24 protein-coding genes and 1 tRNA gene are annotated in these 25,033 nt (G+C 63.5%); 16 read left to right on the top strand and 9 right to left on the bottom strand.

Annotated features, from left to right (window positions below; translation table 11 throughout):
• Positions 1 to 7 precede the first annotated feature (7 nt).
• Positions 8 to 589 (bottom strand): RNA polymerase sigma factor RpoE, encoded by a 582-nt coding sequence (gene rpoE, locus JOY50_RS14665; RefSeq protein ID WP_003252049.1) that lies wholly within the window; start codon positions 587 to 589, stop codon positions 8 to 10.
• Between the two features lie 445 nt (positions 590 to 1,034).
• Between rpoE and nadB the strand changes: the two genes are divergently transcribed.
• Positions 1,035 to 2,639, top strand: coding sequence for an L-aspartate oxidase (gene nadB / locus JOY50_RS14660; RefSeq protein ID WP_132842211.1), 1,605 nt, complete (start codon positions 1,035 to 1,037; stop codon positions 2,637 to 2,639).
• A gap of 56 nt (positions 2,640 to 2,695) precedes the next feature.
• Here the strand turns inward: nadB and JOY50_RS14655 are convergent, their stop codons facing one another.
• Positions 2,696 to 3,154 (bottom strand): protein YgfX, encoded by a 459-nt coding sequence (locus tag JOY50_RS14655; RefSeq protein ID WP_138737391.1) that lies wholly within the window; start codon positions 3,152 to 3,154, stop codon positions 2,696 to 2,698.
• The gene (locus JOY50_RS14650; protein WP_132842216.1) at positions 3,138 to 3,392 is read right to left on the bottom strand and encodes a succinate dehydrogenase assembly factor 2; all 255 of its coding nucleotides are present in this window, start codon (positions 3,390 to 3,392) and stop codon (positions 3,138 to 3,140) included. The genes JOY50_RS14655 and JOY50_RS14650 overlap by 17 nt, the downstream gene beginning before the upstream one ends.
• A gap of 133 nt (positions 3,393 to 3,525) precedes the next feature.
• Between JOY50_RS14650 and JOY50_RS14645 the strand changes: the two genes are divergently transcribed.
• Complete coding sequence (locus JOY50_RS14645) at positions 3,526 to 4,467, top strand: folate-binding protein YgfZ (protein ID WP_138737392.1); 942 nt, start codon at positions 3,526 to 3,528, stop codon at positions 4,465 to 4,467.
• 55 nt (positions 4,468 to 4,522) lie between these two features.
• Positions 4,523 to 5,329, top strand: coding sequence for an HDOD domain-containing protein (locus tag JOY50_RS14640; protein WP_019473046.1), 807 nt, complete (start codon positions 4,523 to 4,525; stop codon positions 5,327 to 5,329).
• A gap of 43 nt (positions 5,330 to 5,372) precedes the next feature.
• Here the strand turns inward: JOY50_RS14640 and JOY50_RS14635 are convergent, their stop codons facing one another.
• Complete coding sequence (locus JOY50_RS14635) at positions 5,373 to 6,752, bottom strand: sensor histidine kinase (RefSeq protein WP_019473047.1); 1,380 nt, start codon at positions 6,750 to 6,752, stop codon at positions 5,373 to 5,375.
• Complete coding sequence (locus JOY50_RS14630; RefSeq protein WP_019473048.1) at positions 6,745 to 7,416, bottom strand: response regulator; 672 nt, start codon at positions 7,414 to 7,416, stop codon at positions 6,745 to 6,747. The genes JOY50_RS14635 and JOY50_RS14630 overlap by 8 nt, the downstream gene beginning before the upstream one ends.
• A gap of 200 nt (positions 7,417 to 7,616) precedes the next feature.
• On the opposite strand from JOY50_RS14630, the gene JOY50_RS14625 reads away from it, so the two are divergent.
• The 5 genes from JOY50_RS14625 to JOY50_RS14605 all read left to right on the top strand — a co-directional run bounded on the left by JOY50_RS14625 (position 7,617) and on the right by JOY50_RS14605 (position 13,112).
• Positions 7,617 to 8,906 carry an OprD family porin gene (locus JOY50_RS14625; protein ID WP_132842221.1) on the top strand — a complete coding sequence of 430 codons (1,290 nt, stop codon included), beginning with the start codon at positions 7,617 to 7,619 and terminating at the stop codon, positions 8,904 to 8,906.
• A gap of 46 nt (positions 8,907 to 8,952) precedes the next feature.
• Positions 8,953 to 9,933 (top strand): tripartite tricarboxylate transporter substrate binding protein, encoded by a 981-nt coding sequence (locus JOY50_RS14620; RefSeq protein WP_132842222.1) that lies wholly within the window; start codon positions 8,953 to 8,955, stop codon positions 9,931 to 9,933.
• A 178-nt stretch (positions 9,934 to 10,111) separates the two neighbouring features.
• A complete protein-coding gene (locus tag JOY50_RS14615; protein WP_019473051.1) occupies positions 10,112 to 10,570 on the top strand; it encodes a tripartite tricarboxylate transporter TctB family protein in 459 nt (152 codons plus the stop codon).
• Positions 10,571 to 10,573: 3 nt separating this feature from the next.
• Positions 10,574 to 12,088, top strand: coding sequence for a tripartite tricarboxylate transporter permease (locus tag JOY50_RS14610; RefSeq protein ID WP_019473052.1), 1,515 nt, complete (start codon positions 10,574 to 10,576; stop codon positions 12,086 to 12,088).
• Positions 12,081 to 13,112 (top strand): AbrB family transcriptional regulator, encoded by a 1,032-nt coding sequence (locus JOY50_RS14605; protein ID WP_138737394.1) that lies wholly within the window; start codon positions 12,081 to 12,083, stop codon positions 13,110 to 13,112. The genes JOY50_RS14610 and JOY50_RS14605 overlap by 8 nt, the downstream gene beginning before the upstream one ends.
• A gap of 120 nt (positions 13,113 to 13,232) precedes the next feature.
• Here the strand turns inward: JOY50_RS14605 and ung are convergent, their stop codons facing one another.
• On the bottom strand, positions 13,233 to 13,925 hold the full coding sequence (ung, locus tag JOY50_RS14600; protein WP_132842227.1) for a uracil-DNA glycosylase: 693 nt from the start codon (positions 13,923 to 13,925) through the stop codon (positions 13,233 to 13,235).
• 125 nt (positions 13,926 to 14,050) lie between these two features.
• Between ung and JOY50_RS14595 the strand changes: the two genes are divergently transcribed.
• Positions 14,051 to 15,157 carry an enoyl-CoA hydratase/isomerase family protein gene (locus tag JOY50_RS14595; RefSeq protein WP_132842229.1) on the top strand — a complete coding sequence of 369 codons (1,107 nt, stop codon included), beginning with the start codon at positions 14,051 to 14,053 and terminating at the stop codon, positions 15,155 to 15,157.
• Positions 15,158 to 15,264: 107 nt separating this feature from the next.
• Here JOY50_RS14595 and JOY50_RS14590 read toward each other — a convergent pair whose 3' ends face one another.
• Positions 15,265 to 15,714, bottom strand: a complete 450-nt coding sequence (locus tag JOY50_RS14590; protein ID WP_132842231.1) for a hypothetical protein — start codon at positions 15,712 to 15,714, stop codon at positions 15,265 to 15,267.
• A 212-nt stretch (positions 15,715 to 15,926) separates the two neighbouring features.
• Between JOY50_RS14590 and JOY50_RS14585 the strand changes: the two genes are divergently transcribed.
• The 7 genes from JOY50_RS14585 (at position 15,927) to JOY50_RS14555 (ending at position 22,878) form a co-directional block, all read left to right on the top strand.
• Complete coding sequence (locus JOY50_RS14585) at positions 15,927 to 17,408, top strand: sensor domain-containing diguanylate cyclase (protein ID WP_138737395.1); 1,482 nt, start codon at positions 15,927 to 15,929, stop codon at positions 17,406 to 17,408.
• On the top strand, positions 17,401 to 17,613 hold the full coding sequence (locus JOY50_RS14580) for a cysteine-rich CWC family protein (RefSeq protein WP_019473058.1): 213 nt from the start codon (positions 17,401 to 17,403) through the stop codon (positions 17,611 to 17,613). Before JOY50_RS14585 ends, JOY50_RS14580 begins: the two co-directional genes overlap by 8 nt.
• A gap of 9 nt (positions 17,614 to 17,622) precedes the next feature.
• Complete coding sequence (locus JOY50_RS14575; RefSeq protein WP_132842236.1) at positions 17,623 to 18,315, top strand: pseudouridine synthase; 693 nt, start codon at positions 17,623 to 17,625, stop codon at positions 18,313 to 18,315.
• Positions 18,316 to 18,659: 344 nt separating this feature from the next.
• Entirely contained in the window at positions 18,660 to 19,547 is an 888-nt protein-coding gene (gene phaG, locus JOY50_RS14570) for a (R)-3-hydroxydecanoyl-ACP:CoA transacylase (protein WP_019471776.1), read from the top strand.
• A 111-nt stretch (positions 19,548 to 19,658) separates the two neighbouring features.
• Positions 19,659 to 19,732: transfer RNA gene (locus tag JOY50_RS14565), tRNA-Gly, on the top strand.
• A 211-nt stretch (positions 19,733 to 19,943) separates the two neighbouring features.
• Positions 19,944 to 21,650, top strand: a complete 1,707-nt coding sequence (locus JOY50_RS14560) for a SulP family inorganic anion transporter (RefSeq protein WP_243055458.1) — start codon at positions 19,944 to 19,946, stop codon at positions 21,648 to 21,650.
• Positions 21,651 to 21,867: 217 nt separating this feature from the next.
• Positions 21,868 to 22,878 carry a DUF4917 family protein gene (locus JOY50_RS14555; RefSeq protein WP_243055457.1) on the top strand — a complete coding sequence of 337 codons (1,011 nt, stop codon included), beginning with the start codon at positions 21,868 to 21,870 and terminating at the stop codon, positions 22,876 to 22,878.
• 46 nt (positions 22,879 to 22,924) lie between these two features.
• Here JOY50_RS14555 and JOY50_RS14550 read toward each other — a convergent pair whose 3' ends face one another.
• Positions 22,925 to 24,139 (bottom strand): SAM-dependent methyltransferase, encoded by a 1,215-nt coding sequence (locus JOY50_RS14550; RefSeq protein WP_138737398.1) that lies wholly within the window; start codon positions 24,137 to 24,139, stop codon positions 22,925 to 22,927.
• A gap of 144 nt (positions 24,140 to 24,283) precedes the next feature.
• Positions 24,284 to 24,901, bottom strand: coding sequence for a TPM domain-containing protein (locus JOY50_RS14545; RefSeq protein WP_019471781.1), 618 nt, complete (start codon positions 24,899 to 24,901; stop codon positions 24,284 to 24,286).
• Positions 24,902 to 25,033 lie beyond the last annotated feature (132 nt).

Below are 25,033 nucleotides of genomic sequence, written 5' to 3'. Positions count from 1 at the left end.
CGCTGTCTCAGGTTTCCTGCAACAACGGCTGCAGGGCTTTGTCTATGGCCTCCCGAGCGCGGAAGATTCGAGAGCGCACGGTACCCACCGGACATTGCATGACACTGGCAATGTCTTCGTAACTCAGCCCGTCAAACTCGCGCAGGGTCAACGCCGTACGCAGGTCTTCGGGCAGTTGCTGGATGGTGCGATGGACAGTGCCTTCGATTTCATCCCGCAACAACGAGCGCTCTGGGGACTCGAGATCCTTGAGGCCATGATCGCCGTCGTAAAACTCCGCATCCTCGGAGCTCACATCACTGTCTGGTGGCCGTCTTCCACGGGACACCAGGTAGTTCTTCGCCGTGTTGATGGCGATGCGGTACAGCCAGGTATAAAACGCACTGTCACCGCGGAAATTGCCAAGCGCACGATAGGCCTTGATAAAGGCTTCCTGTGCTACATCCTGGGCCTCGTGGGTATCGTGAACGAACCGCACGATCAACCCGAGAATCTTGTGCTGATACTTCAGCACCAACAGATCGAACGCTCGCCTGTCACCGCGCTGAACGCGCTCGACAAGCTGCTGATCCTCTTCCTGGGTTAGCATGAACACTCCTCAGTGAACTCGAAGGAGCGTTGCAACAGCCATCGATCAGGCTTGCAACCATAGACTCGGGCTTTTCGCAAAAGTTCTCCCCTCCAAGCAAGTTTCCTGCAGCCCTTGGTCGGCTTGCACGGAAGACGCGGCGCGGGCACGGCCGGCTACGTCGATAATCAGGTTTCGAATACGCAGGGACAGCCCGAACAGGCCTTGCCGCCCTGCGTCGCCGCGGCAAATTGTGACGTGCGGGCAACCTTCATAGGATTTCCGGCCATGTCGGAAAGTTCCCACAAAGGTTGGCGCGCGCCTCGGTAAGTGGCCAAGTGGCATGGAAATTGGCCACCGCGGGCTGCTATAAAGGCAACCTGGCCAAGTTTAACGATAGTTTCACAATGCCATCTGCGCGTGACTATTGTGCCGCGCCCCCTCTCAAGATTACTAGTGTCCCGACATGAGCCAACAATTCCAACATGATGTCCTGGTGATCGGCAGCGGTGCCGCCGGTCTCAGCCTGGCACTGAACCTCCCCAGCCACCTGCGTGTTGCCGTGCTCAGCAAGGGCGACCTGGCCAACGGCTCGACCTTCTGGGCCCAAGGCGGGGTCGCGGCGGTGCTGGACAACACCGATACCGTGCAGTCGCATGTCGAGGACACCCTCAATGCCGGCGGCGGTCTGTGCCATGAAGAGGCGGTGCGTTTCACCGTCGAACACAGTCGCGAAGCCATCCAGTGGCTGATCGAGCAGGGCGTGCCCTTTACCCGCGACGAGCACTCCAGCGTTGACGATGGAGGCTTCGAATTCCACCTCACCCGTGAGGGCGGCCATAGCCATCGGCGCATCATCCACGCCGCCGACGCCACTGGCGCAGCCATTTTCACCACGCTGCTGGAACAGGCCCGCAGGCGCCCGAACATCCAGTTGCTGGAGCAACGCGTGGCGGTCGACCTGATCACCGAACGTCGCCTTGGCCTGCCTGGCGAGCGCTGCCTGGGCGCCTACGTGCTCGACCGCAACACCGGTGAGGTGGACACCTTCGGCGCGCGCTTCACCGTGCTGGCCACCGGCGGTGCAGCCAAGGTCTACCTTTACACCAGCAACCCCGATGGCGCCTGCGGTGATGGCATCGCCATGGCCTGGCGAGCGGGCTGCCGGGTGGCGAACCTGGAATTCAACCAGTTCCATCCGACCTGCCTGTACCACCCACAGGCCAAGAGTTTCCTGATCACCGAAGCCCTGCGCGGTGAAGGTGCGCTGCTGCGCCTGCCCAATGGCGAGCGCTTCATGCCACGCTTCGACCCGCGCGAAGAGCTGGCCCCGCGCGACATCGTGGCCCGCGCCATCGACCACGAGATGAAGCGCCTGGGCGTGGACTGCGTGTACCTGGACATCACCCACAAACCGGCCGACTTCATCATGGGCCACTTCCCCACCGTGTACGAGCGCTGCCTGGCCTTTGGCATCGATATCACCCGCCAGCCGATCCCGGTCGTGCCGGCGGCGCACTACACCTGCGGCGGGGTGATGGTCGACGACCGCGGCCACACCGACGTGCCAGGCTTGTACGCCATCGGCGAAACCAGCTTCACCGGCCTGCACGGCGCCAACCGGATGGCCAGCAACTCACTGCTGGAATGCTTTGTCTATGGCCGCGCCGCCGCTGCCGACATCCAGGCGCACCTGGAACACGTGGCCATGCCCAAGGCACTGCCTGGGTGGGATGCCAGCCAGGTCACCGACTCGGACGAGGACGTGATCATCGCGCACAACTGGGACGAGCTGCGGCGGTTCATGTGGGACTACGTGGGCATCGTGCGCACCAGCAAGCGCCTGCAGCGGGCCCAGCACCGCATTCGCCTGTTGCTGGATGAAATCGACGAGTTCTACAGCAACTACAAGGTCAGCCGCGACCTGATCGAACTGCGCAACCTGGCGCAGGTGGCCGAACTGATGATCCTGTCAGCCATGCAGCGCAAGGAAAGCCGTGGACTGCACTACACCCTGGATTACCCGGGGATGCTGGACGAGGCCAAGGACACCATCCTCAGTCCGCTTTGAAAACGGTGGCGGGGCCTTCGCGGGCTCGCCCGCGAAGAAGCTAGCCCGATCTTGATCTATGCCCGGCTCACCGCGGCCCAACGCCGCCGGCTGAACTTCAACCGCACCCGCAAGCGCCGATGCTCATCCGCGCCTAGCGCATCCTGCGGTATGCACTGGCTCTGCCCCACCCATTGCCCCGCTCGCTCAAAACGCAACACCACCAGCCGCGGCAACGCCACGCTGTCCCGGCACAACCGCACCGGTTGCCAGCCACGGGCACGGCTGAACACCTGCCAGCCGCGCACATCACGGCGCAGGCCGACAACGGCATGCTCATGGGTCAACAGGATTCGTCGCGCAATGGCCCAGCGAGCGTGGGCAATACAGGTGGCGAAAATGCAAAGGGCCAGCCAGCCTGGCAACGGGCTCGCCCATACGGCCAGCCACGCCAATACCTGGCAACCCAGGTAGGCCGCTAGCAGCAGGCGCGAACCTTGCCAGCGGCACTCGAAACACTCACTTGGGCTGGACACGGTCCAGAATGATGCGGACCATGCGCTGCAGCTCTGGGTCTTCGGACTCGGTGCGCTCCATGAACCAGCCGAACATGTCCTGATCCTCGCACCTCAACAGACGCACATAGAGTTCGCGATCGGTCTCGTTGAGGGTGGAGTAGACTTCCTGGGTGAAAGGCACCAGCAGTACGTCCAGTTCCAGCATGCCGCGGCGGCTGTGCCAGAAAAGCCGGTTGAGTTCAGTTTGTTCGACCATGGGGCCCTCCTCGAATGGCCCGCCAGTATACAGCCCGGCGAGCATAGCGACACCGGGCGTTGGTCTAGTCACCTACCTATTTTGTTACCGGCGTTCTATGATGGCCGCCAGTCTTTAGCCACCGCGATGACCCATGGCCGATTCCGCTTTCTTCTGCCCCCTGTCCCACGAGGGCATCCTCGCCGTCCGCGGCTCCGATGCAGGCAAGTTCCTGCAAGGCCAGCTGACCTGCAACATCAACTACCTCAGCCAGGAATACGCCAGCCTCGGCGCCCGCTGCATGGTCAAAGGGCGCATGCAGTCGAGCTTCCGCATCTTGCCCGAAGGCAACGGCTACCTGCTGGCCATGGCCAGCGAACTGCTTGAAGCGCAACTGGCCGACCTGAAGAAGTACGCTGTGTTCTCCAAGGCCACGCTGACCGATGAAAGCGCCGCCTGGGCACGCTTCGGGCTGCAAGGCGGCGACGCTGCGCTGCAGGCGCTGGGGCTAGACGTGCCCGCAGACGCCGGCAGTACCGTGCGCCATGAAGGCCTGATCGCCATTGCCGTGTCCGCAGGACGTGTGGAGCTGTGGGTGCCGGCGGAGAATGCCGCCACTGTGCGCCAGGCCCTCGCCGCCGCCCTGCCTGAAGGCAGCCTCAACGAATGGCTGCTTGGCCAGGTGCGTGCCGGTATCGGCCAGGTCATGGGGCCGACCCGTGAGCTGTTCATCCCGCAAATGATCAACCTGCAAGCGATCGACGGCGTCAGCTTCAAGAAAGGCTGCTACACCGGCCAGGAAATCGTCGCCCGCATGCAGTACCTGGGCAAGCTCAAACGCCGCCAGTACCGCCTGGCACTGGACCAGCAGGCCATTCCGGCCCCGGGTGCCCAGATCTTCTCGCCCACCCACGGTTCGTCGGTGGGTGAAGTGGTGATTGCTGCCGGCAACGGTGCAGGCTGCGAACTGCTGGCGGTGCTGAGCGCCGACGCGGTGGAAGACGACAACCTGCACCTGGGCAGCCTGGAAGGCCCGCGCCTGAAAGTGCTGACCCTGCCTTACGAACTGGACCGCGACCGGGAAATCCAGCGCTGACCAGCCTGCCCCGCCCCGGTGGCGGGGCCGCACCACCACTGCGGTAGAAACGCCCATGAACAAGCTGGCCGAGATGGTTCAAGCACAGTTGCTCGATGCCATCGAAAAGGATGACCTGGTCCTGCCGACCCTGCCCGAGGTTGCCTTGAGCATCCGCGAGGCGGCGGAAGACAGCGAGATCAGCGTAGCGGCCCTGAGCAAGGTGATCGGTCGCGATGCGGCCCTTTCTGCGCGCCTGATCAAGGTAGTCAACAGCCCGCTGCTGCGTGCGGCGGTCGAGGTCACCGACCTGCACACCGCCATCACGCGACTGGGTATCAACTACAGCTGCAACCTGGCCATCGGCCTGGTAATCGAGCAGATTTTCCATGCCCGTTCACCGGCGGTTGAACAGAAGCTTCGCGATATCTGGACCAACAGCCTGGAAGTAGCAGGCATCAGCTACGAAATCTGCCGCCGCTATACCCAGCTCAAGCCTGAACAGGCCACTTTGGGCGGGTTGGTCAACCAGATCGGCGCGCTGCCGGTGCTGATCTATGCCGAAGAGCACAACGAGCTGTTGTCCGACCCGGTTTGCCTGCATTACGTGATCGAGCAGATCCAGCCAGCGCTGGGGGACAAGATCCTCAAGGCCTGGGAGTTTCCGGAGCAGTTGATCAACTTGCCGAGCCAGGTTCAGGACCTGGACCGGCAAACCGACAAGGTCGACTACATCGACATCGTGCAGATCGCCCGCTGCATCAGCCAGCGCGGCCGCCACCGGCCGCTGGCGGCACTGCCGGCGTACCGTCACCTGGGGCTGCCTTTCGGCACCGAGCTGGAAGTGGATGAACTGCTCGAGGCGCGGGGCATGTTGAGCTGACCTGTGTCAGCCTGCCCGGGGCTCTTCGCGGGCAGGCAACATATCAATCGGCTATGAAACTCACACGCACCCGCAACCCGCCCTTCTCGCCATCATGCAGGCTAACCTGCGCCAGGTGCGCCCGGCAGATCTCGCCGACAATCGCCAGGCCCAGCCCGCTACCCTGCGCACTGCGGCGGTAGAACCGCTCGAACACCCGCTCGCGCTCAGCCTCGGGAATGCCAGGCCCGTCGTCTTCCACCTCCAGCACCGCTGGCGCCACCACCCGCAAAATCACGTTGCCGCCAGCCGGCGTATGCGCCAGGGCATTGTCCACCAGGTTGCTCAAAAGCTCGTTGAGCAGCGTCGGTTCACCCTTGAGCCAAACAGGGGCCTCTGCCTCCAGGGCCAGCGCCACCCCGCGCTTGTGCGCCAAGGGCGCCATGGCCATGCCCAGCTCACGGGCCAGCTGGCTCAGGTCCAGGCGCTGCGCACCGCCTTCGGCAATCGCCCGCGCGCCGTTTTCGACCCGTGCCAACGACAACAGCTGGTTGGCCAGGTGGGTCAGCTTGTCGGTGCCCTGGGCCGCAGCTTCCAAGGTCTGCCGCCACTCCTGCGGCTCGCAAGAGCGCAACCCCAGCTCGACCCGAGCCTTCAAGGCCGCCAGCGGCGTACGCAGTTCATGGGCGGCATCGGCGATGAACTGCGCCTGGCGCTCGAACTGACCGCGCAAGCGCTCGGTAAAGTGGTTCAACGCCCGCACCAGCGGGCTCAGCTCGCGCTGCACCTGCACCACCGGCAATGCCCGCAAATCATCTGGTTGGCGCTCCTCCACCGCCGTGCGCAGGCGCTCCAGCGGCCGCAATGCCGCGCTCACGGCAAACCACACCATCATCAGCGCGCCCAGCGCCAGCATGCCCAGGCGCAGGAGGGTGTCGGCCATCAACCCACGGGCCATGCGCACCCGCGCTTCCTCGGTCTCGGCCACGCGGATTTCCGCCATGCCGTTCATGTTCGGCTCGCTTACCGGCTTGAGCAAGCTGACAACGCGCACGTCCTGGCCCAGATAAGTTGCGTTGTAGAACCGCGCCAACGCCGGGTAGTCGTCGGTGCGCGGCGTCCCCAGCGGCGGCGGCGGCAGGTTCTCATAGCCCGAAATCAGCCGCTGCTTGATGTCCAGCACCTGGTAGTAGATACGCCCGGCGCTGTCGTAGGCGAAGGTGTCCAGCGCCACGTAGGGCACATCTGCGCTCAGTGAACCATCGCGTTGCGAAAGGCCGGCGGCGATGGTCCGCGCCGAAGCCAGCAGCGTGCGGTCGTAGGCCGTGTCGGCGGCTTCACGGCCATTCCAGTAGGCACTCAGGCCGCTGGCCAGCATCAGCACCACCAGCAACAACGCCAGGTTACCCAGCAAGCGCCCGCGCAGGCTGCCGTTGTCACGCATCGCGGTGCTCTAGCAGGTAGCCCAGGCCGCGGAAGGTGACGATGGCCACCGGGTGGCCGTCGAGCTTCTTGCGCAGGCGGTGGATGTAGATTTCGATGGCGTCGGGGCTGGCTTCCTCGTCCAGGCCAAACACCTGGGCAGCCAACTGCTCCTTGCTCATCACCCGGCCCGGGCGGGCGATCAGCGCTTCCAGCACGCTTTGCTCGCGCGAGGTCAGGGTCAGGTTGTCGTCGCCGAGGGCGAAGCGCCGGGTATCCAGGTCGTAAACCAGCGGCCCGCAGCGTTGCTGGCGCTCGCCACCGAGCACGCTGCGGCGCAGCAGGGCCTTGACCCGTGCTTCCAGCTCGGTCAGCTCGAACGGTTTGGCCAGGTAGTCGTCGGCGCCCAGGTTCAGGCCATGGACCCGGTCCTTGACGTCACTGCGGGCCGTCAGCATCAGCACCGGCACGGTCTTGCCACGGCCGCGCAGGCGCGCCAGTACCTCGAAGCCGTCCATGCGCGGCAAGCCGACATCCAGCACGACCACGGCGTACTCCTCGCTGGCCAAGGCCAGGTCGGCGGCCACGCCGTCATGCAGCACATCTACGGTCAGGCCTTGGCTTTTCAAGGCCTGGGCCACGCTTTCGGCCAGTTGCAGGTGGTCTTCGACCAGCAGCACACGCATCGGTTTCTCCCTGCTCGGGTGGGGCGGTGGCGCGGAGTGTACCGCTGTCCTCAAGCCTGTGAAGCCCCTTGTAACAAACCTTTCTCACTGAAAGGTTAGCGAAAGGTTGGTTGCCTAGCATCGCACCACGGTCGCTCTTCGCGCCGAATAAAGCACCAGCAAGGTGCAACGAATAAGAACAATAAACGGAGTCATCGACGATGCTGTCATCGCAGCCGCAGGCGTTCGCGCCTACCCGTTCCTTTGCCGCACGCCCCTCAGCCATTGCCAGCGCCCTCGCGCTTGCCGGTGTCGCCCCTATGAGCCAGGCCGCCTTCTTCGAAGACAGCACAGCCACCTTCGAAACCCGCAACATGTACTTCAACCGCGACTTTCGCGACGGCACCAGCGCGCAACAATCCAAGCGCGACGAGTGGGCCCAGGGTTTCATCCTCAACTTCGAGTCCGGCTACACCGATGGCACCGTAGGCTTTGGCCTGGACGCACTGGGCATGCTCGGCATCAAGCTCGATTCCAGCCCCGACCGCACCGATACCGGCCTGCTGCCGACCCACGACGACGGCAAGGCCGCTGACGAATACTCCAAGCTGGGCCTGACCGGCAAAGTAAAGCTCTCCCAGACCGAGCTGAAGATTGGCACCCTGATCCCCGAGCTGCCGACACTGCAACCCAACGACGGGCGCATCCTGCCGCAAACCTTCGAAGGCGGCCTGCTCACTTCGAAAGAGATCAAGGGCCTGACCTTCACCGGCGGGCGCCTGGACAAGGCCAAGGACCGCAACGACACCAACTGGGAAGACCTGGCGCTGAACAACAAGAACGGCCGCTTCGGTGGCACCTTCAGCGCCGATAACCTGGCACTGGCCGGCCTGGACTACCAGTTCACCGACCGCATCACCGGCAGCTACCACTTCGCCCAGCTCGACGATATCTACCGCCAGCACTTCATCGGCATGGTCGCCACCCAACCCTGGGGGCCGGGCACCCTGGGCGCCGACCTGCGCCTGGCAGTGAGCGACGACGCCGGTGCCGCCAAGGCCGGCAACATCGACAACACCACCGTCAACGGCATGCTCAGCTACGCCCTGGGCGGGCACAAGGTCAGCGCCGCGTGGCAGCAACTGTCCGGCGACAGCGCCTTCCCGTATGTCGATGGCGCCGACCCGTACCTGGTCAACTTTGTCCAGATCAACGACTTCGCCGGTGCCGACGAGCGTTCCTGGCAGGCGCGTTACGACTACAACTTTGCCGCGCTCGGCGTACCCGGCCTGACCTTCATGACCCGCTACATCAGTGGTGACAACGTCAGCCGCGCGGCCGGTGGTGAAGGCAAGGAGTGGGAACGCAACACCGAATTGAAGTACGTGGTACAAAGCGGCCCGTTGAAGAACGTCGCCGTGCGCCTGCGCAACGCCACCTTCCGCTCCAACTTCGCCCGCGACGCGGACGAAGTGAGGCTGTTGGTCAGCTACAGCGTGGCGCTGTGGTAACCCCATAGCGGTAATCCAATAACAACAACGCTCACGGAGATTGACGATGACCTTTTCACTGCGCCGCCTCGTCCTCGCTACCGGCTGCCTGCTGTTGGCCGGCAACGCTTTGGCCGCCGAACCGAAACGCCCTGAATGCATCGCCCCCGCCTCGCCTGGCGGTGGCTTCGACCTGACCTGCAAACTGGTGCAAAGCGCCCTGGTGCAGGAAAAGATCCTCAGCAAGCCCATGCGCGTCACCTACATGCCCGGCGGTGTTGGCGCGGTGGCCTACAACGCTGTGGTCGCTCAACGCCCGGCCGATGCCGGCACCTTGGTGGCCTGGTCCAGCGGCTCGTTGCTGAACCTGGCCCAAGGCAAGTTCGGCCGCTTCGACGAAAACGCCGTGAAGTGGCTGGCTGCTGTCGGCACCAGCTACGGGGCGATCGCGGTGAAAAGCGACTCGCCCTACAAGACCCTCGACGATCTGGTCGCGGCGTTGAAGAAAGACCCGAGCAAGGTGGTGATCGGCTCAGGCGGCACCGTCGGCAGCCAGGACTGGATGCAGACTGCCCTGATCGCCAAGGCTGCAGGCATCAACCCGCGTGACCTGCGCTACGTGGCCCTGGAAGGCGGCGGCGAAATTGCCACGGCGCTGTTGGGCGGTCACATCCAGGTCGGCTCTACCGACATCTCCGACTCCATGCCGCACATCCAAAGCGGCAACATGCGCATCCTGGCGGTGTTCTCGAAAGACCGCCTGGACGAGCCCGAGATGAAAGACATCCCCACCGCCAAGGAGCAAGGCTACGACATCGTCTGGCCGGTAGTGCGCGGCTTCTACCTGGGGCCAAAGGTGAGCGACGAGGACTATGCGTGGTGGAAGGCTTCGTTCGACAAGATGCTGGCTTCGGAAGATTTCGCCAAGCTGCGTGACCAGCGCGAGTTGTTCCCGTTCGCCATGACCGGCGAAGAGCTGGACGGCTATGTGAAGAAACAAGTGGCCGACTACAAGGCACTGGCCAAGGAATTTGGCCTGATCCAGTAAGCCTTAACGCCATTCGCTCCTTGTAGGAGCGGCCTTGTGTCGCGAAAGGGGCGCGAAGCGGCCCCAGGATTTCAGCTCCGCTGCACAAATTGCCGGGGCTGCTGCGCAGCCCTCTCGCGACACAAGGCCGCTCCTACAAAAGATCTGCGTCGTGCCGATGAACAACGAGGATTCCCCAATGATCCTGCAACGCATCTTCGCCCTGGCCCTGCTGGCGGTATGCGCCGTCCTGGCCGTGATGGCCTGGCCCTACCAGGCGGCGTTTTCCTATGAACCGGTGGGCCCGCGCGCCTACCCGCTGCTGATGCTTGGCCTGATGAGCCTGGGCCTGTTGTACCTGGTGTTCCGCCCCACGCCCATCGTGCGCAAGGACGACGAACCGGAACTGGACCGCGAAACCCTGACCAAGATCACCGCCTGCGTCGGCCTGCTGATCGTCTTCGCGGCCACCTTCGAAGCCCTGGGCTTCATCCTCAGCGCCATCCTGGTCGGCCTGCCCATGGCCCGTCTGTATGGCGGGCGCTGGCTGCACAGCGCCCTGGTGGTGGTCGGCATGAGCCTGCTCCTCTATTGGCTGTTCGACCGCGTGATGGACGTGCCCCTGCCCCTTGGCCTGCTGAGCGTACTGGAGAACTGACACATGGATACCTTGAGCTACCTGGGCCAGGGCTTCGGCGTTGCCCTGTCCCCTTACAACCTGGTCACCGCCCTCTCCGGCACCCTCATCGGCACGGTGGTCGGCCTGCTGCCAGGCCTGGGCCCGATCAACGGCGTGGCCCTGCTGATCCCCATCGCCTTCGCCCTGGGCCTGCCGCCAGAGTCGGCGCTGATCCTGCTGGCCGCGGTATACCTGGGCTGCGAGTACGGCGGGCGTATCAGCTCTATCCTGCTAAACATCCCGGGCGAAGCCTCGACCGTGATGACCACCCTGGACGGCTACCCGATGGCTCGCCAGGGCCTGGCGGGGGTCGCGCTGTCGCTGTCGGCCTGGAGCTCGTTCATCGGCGCCTTCATCGCCACCTGCGGCATGGTGCTGTTCGCCCCGCTGCTGGCGAAATGGGCCATCGCCTTCGGCCCGGCGGAATACTTCGTACTGATGGTGTTCGCCATCGTCGCGCTGGGCGGCATGGCAGGTGACAAACCGCTGAAAACCTTCATTGCCGCACTGATCGGCCTGTTCCTGTCGGCGGTCGGCATCGATGCCAACAGCGGCGTGTACCGCTTCACCGGCGACAGCGTGCACCTGGCCGACGGCATCCAGTTCGTGGTGCTGGTGCTGGGCCTGTTCTCCATCAGTGAAATCCTGCTGCTGCTGGAAAAGACCCACCATGGTCACCAGGCGGTAAAAGCCACCGGGCGCATGCTGTTCAACTTCAAGGAAGCGGCTTCGGTATTCGTGGTCAACATCCGCTGCGGCCTGCTCGGTTTCATCATGGGCGTTCTGCCCGGCGCCGGCGCAACGCTGGCCAGTGCCGTGGCCTACATGACCGAAAAACGTCTGGCCGGGGAAAGCGGCAAGTTCGGCAAGGGCGATGCTCGTGGCCTGGCGGCGCCAGAAACCGCCATCGGCGCATCCTGCTGTGGCGCCCTGGTCCCGATGCTGACCCTGGGGGTACCAGGCTCTGGCACCACCGCGGTGATGATCGGCGCCCTGACCCTGTACAACATCACGCCCGGCCCAATGCTGTTCGAACAGCAGCCGGACATCGTCTGGGGCCTGATCGCTTCGCTGTTCATCGCCAACATCATGCTGGTGATCCTCAACATCCCGATGATCCGCATTTTCACCCGCATCCTGGCCGTGCCGAACTGGGCGCTGGTGCCGGTGATCGCCATCATCACCGCCATCGGCGTATACGCCGTGCATGCCACCACCTTCGACCTGTTCCTGATGGTCGGCATCGGCATCATGGGTTACATCCTGCGCAAGCTGGACTTCCCGCTGTCGCCAATCCTGCTCGGTTTCATCCTGGGCGGGCTGATGGAGCAGAACCTGCGCCGCGCACTGTCGATCTCCAACGGTGAACTGGGCATCCTCTGGTCGAGCCCGATCAGCATGGGCGTCTGGGCGCTGGTGGCGTTGATGCTTACCCTGCCGCTGCTGCGCATCTGGCGCAAACGCAGCCTGCAGCGTCGGGCCCTGGCCGATGCCTGATCGACCGTTGCCGCTGTTTATCGCAACCGGGCTGGTCGGCCTTGCTGGCGGTTACCTCGCCAGCCAGGTCGGCTGGCCCTTGCCATGGATGGTAGGTTCGCTGCTGGCGATCATACTGGTGCGCTGCCTGACGCCATGGCAGCTGTCGGAGATTCCCAACGGCCGCAAATGTGGGCAGTGCATCATCGGCATCGGCATTGGCTTGCACTTTACGCCAGCGGTGATCGAGCAGGTGGGCAGCCATTTCGCGCTGATTTTTTTTGGCGCCCTGTTCACTACCGTATCCAGCGTGATCAGCGTGTGGCTGCTACGGCGCACCGGTGAAGACCGTGCCACGGCATTCTTCGCCAGCATGCCGGGGGGCTCGGGTGAGATGGTCAACCTTGGCGCCCGTAACGGTGCAGTGCTCAGCCAGGTGGCGGCGGCGCAGAGCCTGCGGGTGCTGACGGTGGTGCTGTGCGTGCCCGCGCTGTTCAAGTTTCTGCTGGGTGACGGGGTGCCGCTGAATCACGCCGGTAGCGTCAGCTGGGGCTGGCTGGGCCTGATCGCCCCGCTCGGCGTTGCCGTGGCGTTGCTCTGGCAACGTTTGCGCCAGCCCAACCCCTGGCTGTTCGGGCCATTGCTGGTGGCTGCCAGCGCCAGCCTGGCCGGCAACCTGCAGATCGCCCTGCCCAATGGCGCCAGCCAGATCGGCCAGTGGCTGATCGGCAGCGGCCTGGCCTGCCACTTCAACCGGGCATTCTTCCGCCGCGCCCCGTCGTTCCTGGCGCGTACGCTGCTGGCCACGGCACTGTGCATGGCCATTGCCGGCAGTGCCGCGTGGGTATTGAGCGTGATGACAGCGCTGGATTTGCGCTCGCTGACGTTGGGCATGATGCCGGGGGGCATTGCCGAAATGAGCCTGACCGCAGAGACCCTGCAACTGTCCGTGCCTTTGGTGACGGCGCTGCAGGTGATGCGCTTGCTGTTCGTGCTGTTTCTGGCGGAGCCGTTGTTCCGGCTGTGGAACGCAAACCAGGAATAATCGCGTCGCCTTCTTCGCGGGCTTGCCCGCTCCCACAGGTACTGCACCACCCACAAGGCAGGTGCCATCCCTGTGGGAGCGGGCAAGCCCGCGAAGAAGGCGACTCGGTATTTCAGGTGATCAGAGCGGTGGCAATGCCCAGTTGATCGGCGCCAGCCCGCGTTGCTCGAGGAAGCTGTTGGTCCGGCTGAAATGCCCGCACCCCAGGAACCCGCGGTAAGCTGACAACGGCGACGGATGCACCGACTTCAGCACCAGGTGCTTGGTCCCGTCGATCAGCTTCTGCTTGCTTTGCGCATGCGCCCCCCACAACAGGAACACCACGTTGGGGCACTGCTCGCTGACCACCTGGATCACCCGATCGGTAAAGGCCTCCCAACCCTTCTTGGCATGCGATGCCGCATTGGCACGCTCCACGGTCATGGTGGTGTTGAGCAGCAGGACGCCCTGCTCGGCCCAGCTCTGCAGGTAGCCGTGGCTGGCGATCGGGATGTTCAGGTCGCGCTGCATTTCCTTGTAGATATTGACCAGCGACGGCGGCGTGGCCACGCCCGGCTGTACCGAGAAGCACAGGCCGTGCGCCTGGCCTGGCCCGTGGTACGGGTCCTGGCCGAGTATGACCACCTTCACCTGGTCCAGCGGTGTCGAGTTGAGCGCATTGAAGATCAGCGGCCCCGGCGGGTAGATTTCTTTGCCGGCGGCACGCTCGCTGCGCAGGAACTCGCGCAATTGATGCATGTAGGGCTGGTCGAATTCAGCGCGCAATGCGGCTTTCCAGCTGGGTTCGAGTTTGATGCGATCGTCGTCAGTCATGGGGCCATCCGTAATCAATGGCGCGACACTAGGTAAGCCCTCCCCGCTTGTCAAACGATCCGACCGACGACCGGCATGTTCGGTCAGGCAGGCCATACTTGTGCGATGACTGAGCGAGGTAGTCCATGGCCATTCATTGTGAGGTACTCACCGGCGCCGACGGCGCCCGCATCGGCATCGCAACCCTGGATGCGCCCAAGGCGCTCAATGCCCTGAACCTGCCGATGATCGAGGTGCTGGGCGAACAATTGCACGACTGGGCTCGCGACCCGGGGGTTGTCTGCGTGCTGCTGCGCGGCAACGGCAGCAAAGCCTTCTGCGCCGGTGGCGATGTGCGGGCACTGGTGCAGGCGTGCCGTGACCACCCCGGCAGCGTACCGCCCCTGGCCGCCACCTTCTTCGCTGCCGAGTACCGCCTGGACCATGCCCTGCACACCTACCCCAAGCCGTTGCTGTGCTGGGGCCACGGGCACGTGCTGGGCGGCGGCATGGGGCTGCTGCAGGGCGCCAATGTACGCATCGTCACACCCAGCAGCCGATTGGCCATGCCGGAAATCAGTATCGGCCTGTATCCCGACGTGGGGGCCAGCTGGTTCCTGGCCCGGCTGCCGGGCAAACTGGGGTTGTTCCTGGGGCTGACGGGCGCGCCGATCAACGCACGCGACGCCCTTGATCTGGGCTTGGCCGACCGGTTTTTGGGCGAGCACCAGCAAGAGGCGCTGATCGAAGAACTGCTGCAACTGAACTGGCAGGAGCAGACCACCCTGCAATTGAACAGCCTGCTCAAGGCCGAACAGCACCGCGCCTGCGCCGAGTTGCCCGAAGCCCAGTGGCTGCCGCGGCGGCAGGTGATCGATGCCTTGCTGGATGTGGCCGATGCTGCAGCGGCCTGGCGTGCGCTGGAGGGGCTCAAGCACCATGACGACCCACTGCTTGCCGAAGCAGGCCAGCGGCTGCATGAGGGCTGCCCGCTGACCGCGCACCTGGTATGGGAACAGATTCGCCGGGCGCGGCACCTGTCGTTGGCGCAGGTGTTCCAGATGGAGTACTGCATGAGCCTGAATTGCTGCCGCCACCCGGAGTTCAGCGAAGGCGTGCGAGCCCGCTTGCTGGACAAGGACAACCACCCCCGCTGGCACTGGCCGGATGTGGCTCAGGTGCCGGCGGCGGTGGTCGAGGCGCATTTTTCCAAGGCGTGGGAGGGGCGGCATCCATTGGCGGATCTGGGTTGACTTACAGAACCTGGGGCTGCTTTGCAGCCCTATCGCGACACAAGGCCGCTCCTACAGGTACCGCGCTGGTTTGCAGTACCTGTAAGAACACACCTACCTTCATTCACCTAGCGCTGCCAGTTTCCACCGCGCCCTTGCCCACGACGGCCATCCCAGCGCCCGCCGTCATTGCGTTGCCCATTGGAGTGCCAGTCGCCCCGCTGATAACGCTGGCTGCCATCACGATAATCATGCCGGTCCCGATCCTGCCTGTAGTCCTGGCGCTGGCGGTTGCCGTAGTCATTGCGCGGGTTGCCGTGCCACTGTTTCATGCCAGGCTGCGGATACGGGCGGTATTGCGGTGCGGGCGCCGACCGATGGTAATAACGCGGTGCCGGCTGGTAGTAATAGCGCGGTTGCGGCGTTACGTAGTAGCGATCATAGCGGTAATACCCGGGCGACACGTAGCGGTCGCTGGAGTAGTAATCCGAGCGGTAATAACCCCCACGCTCGTAATACGGGGCGCAGGCAGAAGTCATCAGCCCCAGCAGGGCGATCAACAGGATTCGATAGGACATGGCGGCCTCCTGGACCGCTGGCGTGCCCGAACAGCGGCGCTGCCGAGCATCGATGCGGAATGCGTTCATCGACACTGAATAAGACCGTGAAGCCGAGGTGCAGTGCCATTTCTGCAATAATTTGATACAGGTGCGATAACCCTGAAAAACTTGCAGTCATTTGCCGGTCATCTCACTAGAATGGGCACCCTGGCACACATCACGGGAAGATCATGCCGTTACGTTCCGCTCTGTTCTCGCAGCGCTCGCTGATCTTTACCCTGCTGGTGCTCCTGGCTTGCGGCTTCCTCGCCACTTCACTGCTCAGCTACTTCGCCTCGCGCAGCGCCATCCGCGACGGCATCATCAATACCGAACTGCCGCTGACGTCCGACACGGTCTACTCAGAGATCCAGAAAGACCTGATCCGCCCGGTGCTGATCGCCTCGATGATGGCCCAGGACACTTTCCTGCGCGACTGGGTGTTGTCCGGCGAGCAGGATACCGAGCGCATGACACGCTACCTTGGCGAAGTCATGGGCAAGCAGGACACCTTCACGTCGTTTTTCGTGTCTGACCGCACCCTCACCTACTACCAGGCCAAAGGCGTGCTCAAGAAGGTAGAACCCGGCACCTGGCGCGATGCCTGGTATTTCCGCCTGCGCGACCTCAAAGCCCCCTATGAGATCAACGTCGATCTGGACATGGCCAACCAGGACAGCCTGACTGTGTTCATCAACTACCAGGTACATGACTACCAGCACCGCTTCATCGGTGCCGCCGGTGTCGGGCTGAGCGTATCGTCGGTGGTCAAGCTGATCGACCAGTATCAGCGCCGCTACCAGCGCTCGGTGCTGTTCACCGACGCCAAGGGCAAGGTGCTGATGACCGGCTCGGAAGGTGGCCCGCATGGTTTGCGGGTCGGCCAGCCGCTCAGCGACAACCCCGAACTGAACGACGTACTGGCCGAGCAGTTGGTGCCCGGTGAAGGCAGCCACGAATACCGCGACAGCGACAACCACAGCCACTTCCTCAACGTGCGCCACCTGCCCGAACTGGACTGGTACCTGTTGGTGGAAAAGCGCGAAACCGGCGCCCTCGACCGCATCCGCCACTCCCTGTACCTGAACCTGGCCATCTGCGCGATGATCACCCTGGTGGTGCTGGCACTGGTGCATGCCATGGTCCGCCGTCATCAGGCCAGCACCGAGGCCCTGGCCACCCTCGACAGCCTCACCGGCCTGCCCAACCGGCGCAGCTTCGACCTGCTCGCCGCCCAGGCCTTGCACGAAGCCCAGCGCGACAGTGGGCCGCTGGTGGCATTGCTGATCGACCTGGACCACTTCAAGGCACTGAACGACACCCATGGCCACCTGGCAGGCGACGAAGTGCTGCGCCAATTTGCCAATGTGCTGCAGGGCAGCCTGCGCCAGTCGGATATACTGTGCCGCTGGGGCGGTGAGGAATTCATCGTGCTGCTGCGTGAAGCCGAAGGCCGGCAGGCCATCGAGGTGGCGGAAAAAATCCGTCGCCGCACTGAACAGCTGACCTTCAGCTACGAAGAACAGCCGCTGCGCCTGACCACCAGCATCGGCCTGAGCAGCCTGCAGCCCGGGGATACCCTGCACGCCCTGCTGACCCGCGCCGACCGTGCGCTCTATCGTGCCAAGCAGGCCGGCCGCAACCGCGTCTGCAGTGAAACCCGCCATGAATGACAGCCAACACTGCCCCGCTTGCGGTGCCCTCAACCAATGCAGCCTGGCCGACCCGCGCCGCGCTACCCAGGCCTGCTGGTGCTACGGTGTGACCATCGACCCGGCCGTGCTGCAGGCCCTGCCCGCCGAGTTGCGGGACAAAGCCTGCCTGTGCCCGCGTTGCGCTGCCGTTGAAGAGCAACTCCGATCAACCACTCCCCACTGACCTGTTCCAATGCGCCTCGACCGTTTCCTCGCCAACCTCCCCAGCCACAACCGCCAGCAAGTTCGCCTGATGCTGGCGCAACGCCGTGTGCGGGTGGATGGCCAGGTTGTCAGCGACCCGCTGGCCGAGGTGCGTGAATTCAGCCGTGTCGAGTTGGACGACCAGTTGCTCCAGGCGGGCCGCCCCGCGCGTTACCTGATGCTGTACAAGCCACAGGGTTGCGTCAGCGCCACCCAGGACCCGCAACACCCCACGGTGCTCGACCTGCTGCCAACAGCGCTTCGCGATGACCTGCACATTGCCGGGCGCCTGGACTTCAACACCACCGGGTTGATGATCCTGACCAACGATGGCCAGTGGTCACGGCGCCTGACCCAGCCTGCCACCAAGCTGCCAAAGCACTATCTGGTAGAAACCGAGGATGAAATTGGCGAGCACTATGTGGCCAGGTTCCGTGAGGGCTTCTACTTCGCATTTGAAGACCTGACTACCCAGCCCGCCCAGCTGGATATCCTCGGTCCGCGCCAGGCTCGGCTGGCGATCGTCGAAGGGCGCTACCACCAGGTCAAGCGCATGTTCGGGTTCTTCGACAACAAGGTGGTGGGGTTGCATCGGGAAAGCATGGGGGCCATCCGGCTGGACACGAGTTTGGCGCCGGGGGAGTTCCGAGACCTGACGGCGGCCGAGATAGCCACTGTCTAGGCCTGGGCAGACATTACAGGGTCGCCATACGACCGCTCAGCTACAAAAGTCACATTTCTCCCCGAACGGCACTTGCGCGATCCGCGAGCCACTGCTTGAATCCAAATCGTCAGTCTGCATGTGACTAGCAAGTCACGCCCGCAGTCGAAGACACTTTTTGCCGGCTACCCAAGGCCTCGATGCCTTGGGGCACGGCGAATTGCCCGCCAAAAACAATACCGTCGACGCAAGTGCCAAGGATCGACACAGGGCCCCCGGTTTCTCTTCAGGCAAATGCCTACCTGTCATAAAGAACGTGCACCCTAGGTGACGCGAATACCCTTTTTGCGCCAGGAGTCGATGACATGAGGCCAGAAATCGCTGTACTTGATATCCAAGGTCAGTACCGGGTTTACACGGAGTTCTATCGCGCGGATGCGGCCGAGAATACGATCATCCTGATCAATGGTTCGCTGGCCACCACCGCCTCGTTCGCCCAGACGGTACGTAACCTGCACCCGCAGTTCAACATCGTGCTGTTCGACCAGCCGTATGCCGGCAAGTCCAAGCCCCACAACCGTCAGGAACGTCTGATCAGCAAGGAAACCGAGGCGCATATCCTCCTTGAACTGATCGAGCACTTCCAGGCAGACCACGTGATGTCGTTCTCGTGGGGTGGCGCAAGCACGCTGCTGGCGCTGGCGCACCAGCCGCGGAACGTGAAGAAGGCTGTGGTGAGTTCGTTCTCGCCAGTGATCAACGAGCCGATGCGCGACTACCTGGACCGTGGCTGCCAGTACCTGGCCGCCTGCGACCGGTATCAGGTCGGCAACCTGGTCAACGACACCATCGGCAAGCACCTGCCATCACTGTTCAAGCGCTTCAACTACCGGCACGTCAGCAGCCTGGACAGCCATGAGTACGCGCAGATGCACTTCCACATCAACCAGGTGCTGCAACACGACCTGGAGCGAGCGCTGGAGGGTGCGCGCAACATCGACATCCCGGTGTTGTTCGTCAACGGCGCCCGCGACGAGTACACCACGGTCGAAGATGCCCGGCAGTTCGGCAAGCATGTGGGCAGAAGCCAGTTCAGCGTGATCCGCGAGGCGGGGCATTTCCTCGATATGGAAAACAAGACCGCCTGCGAAAACACCCGCAGCGTCTTGCTTGGTTTCCTCAAGCCGACCGTGCGTGAACCTCGTCAACGCTACCAGCACGTTCAACAGGGGCAGCATGCACTGGCCATCTGAGCGCCTCGGCACTCTGTAGCTGATATCCGCAGGCTATGGGGTGCCGACAAGCTTTTTTATAACTTGGGCTTCTAATTCGTGAAGGGTTCTGGTAAAAAGTGCTGCGCAGACGCGGGTATAGTTTAGTGGCAAAACGAAAGCTTCCCAAGCTTTAGTTGAGGGTTCGATTCCCTCTACCCGCTCCACATCGCATTCCAGCATGACGTTCCAGCAACGTCATCGCAGTCAAAAGGAGCCTTGGCTCCTTTTTTCGTTTCTGTCCCCCACGTTGACCTGGCCCATGGCCATTTGCCTGCCGATCCGCTTCAATGCGCTGCGGGTGCATTCGCGCGCAAGCGAAACTGCTTGTGGCGAATATGCTCAATGGATTCGTGAAACATTTCGAAAGGATGACGTATGTTTCTTTCCCGCTGGCTACCGGGCCTTGCCAACCTGCTGCATTACCGCCGTGAGTGGCTGCATGCCGACGTGCAGGCCGGGCTTTCGGTCGCGGCGATCCAGATCCCCATCGCCATCGCCTATGCGCAAATCGTCGGCCTGCCACCACAATACGGCCTGTACGCCTGCGTTCTGCCCATGATGGTCTATGCCTTGATCGGCAGCTCGCGCCAACTGATGGTCGGCCCCGACGCCGCCACCTGCGCGATGATCGCCGGTGCTGTGGCACCGCTGGCCATGGGCGACCCGCAACGCATCGTCGAACTGTCGGTGATCGTCACCGTGCTGGTTGGCGTAATGCTGATTGCCGCCGGCCTGGCCCGTGCCGGCTTCATCGCCAGCTTCTTCTCGCGGCCAATCCTGATCGGCTACCTCAACGGCATCGGCCTGAGCCTGATCGCCGGGCAGCTGTCCAAGGTGGTGGGGTTCAAGATCGAAGGCGACGGTTTCATCCTCAGCCTGATCAACTTCTTCCAGCGCCTGGGCGAGATTCACTGGGTCACGTTGCTCATCGGCCTGGCCGCCCTGGGCCTGCTGATCTGGCTGCCGCGGCGCTACCCGCGCCTGCCTGCAGCCCTCACGGTCGTGGCGCTGTTCATGCTGCTGGCCGGGCTGTTCGGCCTTGACCGCTTCGGCGTTGCCGTCCTCGGCCCGGTACCTGCCGGCATCCCGCAGCTGGCCTGGCCGCACAGCAACCTGGAGGAAATGAAAAGCCTGTTGCGCGACGCCCTGGGTATTGCCACCGTCAGCTTCTGCAGTGCCATGCTGACTGCGCGCAGCTTTGCCGCCCGGCATGGCTATGCGATCAACGCCAACCACGAGTTTGTCGCCCTGGGCGTCAGCAACCTGGCCGCCGGGGTCTCCCAAGGCTTTGCCATCAGCGGCGCCGACTCGCGTACGGCGGTCAACGACATGGTCGGTGGCAAAAGCCAGCTGGTAGGCATCATCGCGGCACTGGTCATCGCCCTGATCCTGCTGTTTTTCACCGCGCCCATGGCGTGGATCCCGCAGGCTGCACTGGGCGCCGTGCTGCTGATGGCCGGTTGGGGGCTGATCGACATCAAGTCGCTGGGTAGCATCAGGCGTCTCAGCCGCTTCGAGTTCTGGCTGTGCCTGCTGACCACGGCGGGCGTGCTGGGCCTGGGCGTGCTGCCCGGTATCGTGTTTGCCGTCACCCTGGCGATTTTGCGCCTGCTGTACAGCATCTACCAGCCCACCGATGCCGTGTTGGGCTGGCTGCCGGGCACCGAAGGCCAGGTCGACATCCGCAAATTCAAGGACGCGCGTACCGTGCCTGGGCTGGTGGTGTACCGCTTCGACGACGCGATCCTGTTCTTCAACGCCGACTACTTCAAGATGCGCCTGCTCGAGGCGGTACAGAGCCAGCACCAGCCCAAGGCCGTGCTGTTCGATGCCGAAGCAGTCACCAACATCGACGTCAGCGGCATCGCTGCCCTGCGTGAAGTACGCGACACCCTGACAGCGCAGGGCATCTTCTTTGCCATCGCACGCGCCCGGGGTACGTTTCTGCGCATGCTGGTGCGCTCGGGGATGGCGCGGGAAATGGAAGACAAGCTGCTGTTTGGTTCTGTACGGGCCGGGATTCGCGCGTACCGGGTGTGGCGTAACCGGAGCCGCAGTGTGCCGGTTGCCGAGCAGGGCTAACGAGGTGTTTTATTGCCACTGGCCCTATCGCCGGCAAGCCAGCTCCCACAGATACGATGCAGGGTTCACAGGCTATGGCGTACCTGTGGGAGCTGGCTTGCCGGCGATAGGGCCAGTCCAGGTAACACAAGGCTGTTGGCAGGACACCAACCCTCGCTCACGCTGCATGACATGCTAAAGTCCCCCCCGTTCTCCGCTCCACCCTACGGAACCCAGCATGCCCGCACTTGACGCCACCCTCACTCCCTGGCCAGAACTCGCTGCCCGCCACCCCTGCGACGCCCTGCTGCTGGGCAACGGTGCCAGCCGCGCAGTGTGGAAGCCGTTCGGCTACTTCTCGCTGTTCGAGGAAGCGCAACGCGCCGGTCGCAAGAAAGGCCTGGCGGTCAGTGACCAGGCGCTGTTCAAATCCTTGGCCACAGAGCTGTTCGAACCCGTGCTCAGCACCCTGAACACCACCGTGCGCGCAAACGCCGCGCTGGCCATCAACTCCACCGCGCCGCTGAACCGCTACTACTCGATCAAGGAAGCGTTGATTCACGCCGTGCGCACGGTGCACCTGCCGTGGTCACTGATGCCGGCCACCACCCTGGCAGCCCTCAACCAGGCCCTGCGCGGCTACCGCAGCGTCTACACCAGCAACTACGACCTGCTGCTGCCCTGGTCCGTACAACACGCTCCGCAGGGCTTTGCCGAGCTGTTCGACGAGCAAGGCTTCTTCGATGTGCGCCGCACCCGCAGCGAAGGCACCCGGGTGCTGCACCTGCACGGCGGCCTGCACCTGCTCAAGCTGCCCGACGGCACCACCCGCCAACGCAGCGCCGACAACGCCGAGCTGCTCGATGGCTTTGCGGTAAATATCCCTGGCGAGGTGCCGCTGTTCGTCAACGAAGACCGCAGCGACGAAAAACTGCGCGCCATCCGCAACTCGGACTACCTGGGCTGGTGCCTGGGGCAGTTGGCACAGGAGAGCCAGGGGCTATGCCTGTTCGGGCAGCATCTGGACAGCAGCGACCAGCACCTGCTCGAAGCTATCCGACAGGCGCGGCCAAAGCATCTGTCGATTGCCATAAGGCCACTGAGCGAGGCTTCGGTGATCAACCAGAAGCAACACTATATTGATCGGTTCGGGGATCTGGCGGGGACGAAGGTGCATTTCTTTGATGCCAGTACGCATCCGTTGGGGCTGGCAGATTTGGCGATCGAGCTACCAGCCACTCGACGCTAGCACGCTCCCAGCAGGAGCGCGCGCGCAGGCTTGCTGGGGGTTGCCGTCAGAGCAACCCATCCGCCCGCAGCAACGTCTCCAGGCAATGCTCCTGCACCCCATAAAAAGCCTTGAGCTGGCCAATCTTCTCCAGCAACGCCCCGTTGTCTCCCCCCTTCTGCCGCTTCACCGCAAGAATCATCTTGTTCTTGTTGGTGTGCTCCAGCGAGATGAACTCGAACACCTTGGTCTCGTAACCGCAGGCTTCCAGGTACAGCGCGCGCAGGCTGTCGGTCAGCATTTCAGCCTGCTGGCCCAAGTGCAGGCCGTACTGGAGCATGGGTTGCAGCAACCCCGGGCTGTGCAGCTGCGGGCGGATCTGTTTGTGGCAGCACGGCGAGCACATGATGATCGCGGCGTTGCAGCGGATGCCGGTATGGATGGCGTAGTCGGTGGCGATGTCACAGGCATGCAGGGCGATCATCACCTCGATGGCCTCTGGCACCACGCTGCGCACGTCACCGCACTGAAACTCCAGGCCCGGGTGCTCCAGGCGTGCGGCAGCGGTGTTGCACAGGTCGACCATGTCCTGGCGCAACTCTACGCCAGTGACCTGTGCATCGCGGCCCAGGCTGTTGCGCAGGTAATCGTGCATGGCGAAGGTCAGGTAGCCCTTGCCCGAGCCAAAGTCGGCTACCCGCAGTGCCTGCTCGGCCGACACCGGGGCGCTGGCCAGGGCGTGGTCGAAGACCTCGATGAACTTGTTGATCTGCTTCCATTTGCGCGACATCGACGGAATCAACGCGCCTTGTGCATCGGTTACGCCCAGGTCACGCAAAAACGGGCGAGACAACTCCAGGTAACGCTTCTTCTCGCGGTCATGGCCGCTGCCGGCAGTGACCTCACGCGGTGCCTGTGCGCCGTGACGCTGCAGCATCGGCTTGCCCTTCTTGCTGAAGGTCAGTTGCACTTCGCCGTCAGCATCGAACAGGTGGGCGTTGCGGAAGCTGTCTGGCAGCAGCTCGGCAACCAGCGCCTGGGCCTGGTCCAGCGGCAGGTTGCGGGTGATGTCGCGGGTCTGGTGGCGGTAGACCAGCGACAGGCACGGCTGGCCCTTGACCTGCAGCGGCTTGGCGATGATCCGTTGCAAGGTCTGATCGGCACCGACATGGCGCGCCAGCACCAGTTTGACCAAGGTATCGCCGTGCAGGGCGGCGTTCAGCAGGTCGAGAAACTGAGCGCGCGCATCCGGCGCGGAGGGGGCGGAAGTACTGGCGGACATGGAGAAACGGTGCCTCGAATAGCGGGAAGCGCATTCTACACCCTGTGGGAGCGGGTTTACCCGCGAATGCGTCGGTGGCCTCTAGGCAGCATTCGCGGGTGAACCCGCTCCCACAGGGAAGGCGTCAAGCCAGGCGGATCCGAATCAATCGAGAATCACCAGCCGGTTGGGCAACTCGTTACGGGCATGGGTTGGCGGCACGTGCTGGCTAAGCAGCTCGCCACACGCCTCGATGCACTCGACAAAGCCCTGCAACGTCCGGCCCTGGCGCACCTGTTCGGCAAAGCGCGCTCCGATCGCTGCCCGGGCTTCGGCATCCAGGCAGTGTTCGATACCCCGATCGACCAGGATTTCCACATGCCGCTCCGCCTCGCTGACGAAAATCAGCACACCCGTGGCGCCTGCGGTGCGCTGCAGGTTCTGCTCGCGAAACTGCTGGCGGGCCAGCCGTGAAGCACGCCAGCGACGCAGGGCACGGGGGATCAGCCAGCTGGCCAGACGCGGGTTGCGCAGCAGCAGGCACAAGCCGACGAACAGCAGCACGTTGGCCACCAGCAAGCCTCGCACGCCGGGCCAGCCCAGCAGCCAGTGCAACAGGCCCGGCACCGCCAACGCCAGCACGGCGGCCCACAACAACGGCCAGTAGGCGTAATCGTCGGCACGGCGGGCCAGCACCGTCACCAGTTCGGCATCGGTGCGCCGTTCAGCGCGCGCAATGGCTTCGGCAATCTGCCGTTGATGGTACTCGTCGAAGGGGGTCATGCCGTCGGTCTCTTGAGCGTTCTTATAGTTGTTGTCCCGGCACTCGGGGCTTCATCCGCAGGCGACATATTCAGGCATAATCCGCTGCTGGAAAGTAAGCCTGCGAATCGTACAACAATAGCCGCCTGAAAA

The sequence above is a fragment of the Pseudomonas sp. BP01 genome (assembly GCF_022760795.1).
Classification (GTDB): Bacteria; Pseudomonadota; Gammaproteobacteria; order Pseudomonadales; family Pseudomonadaceae; genus Aquipseudomonas; species Aquipseudomonas putida_Q.
This window is presented reverse-complemented; position numbering and strand designations above follow the sequence as displayed.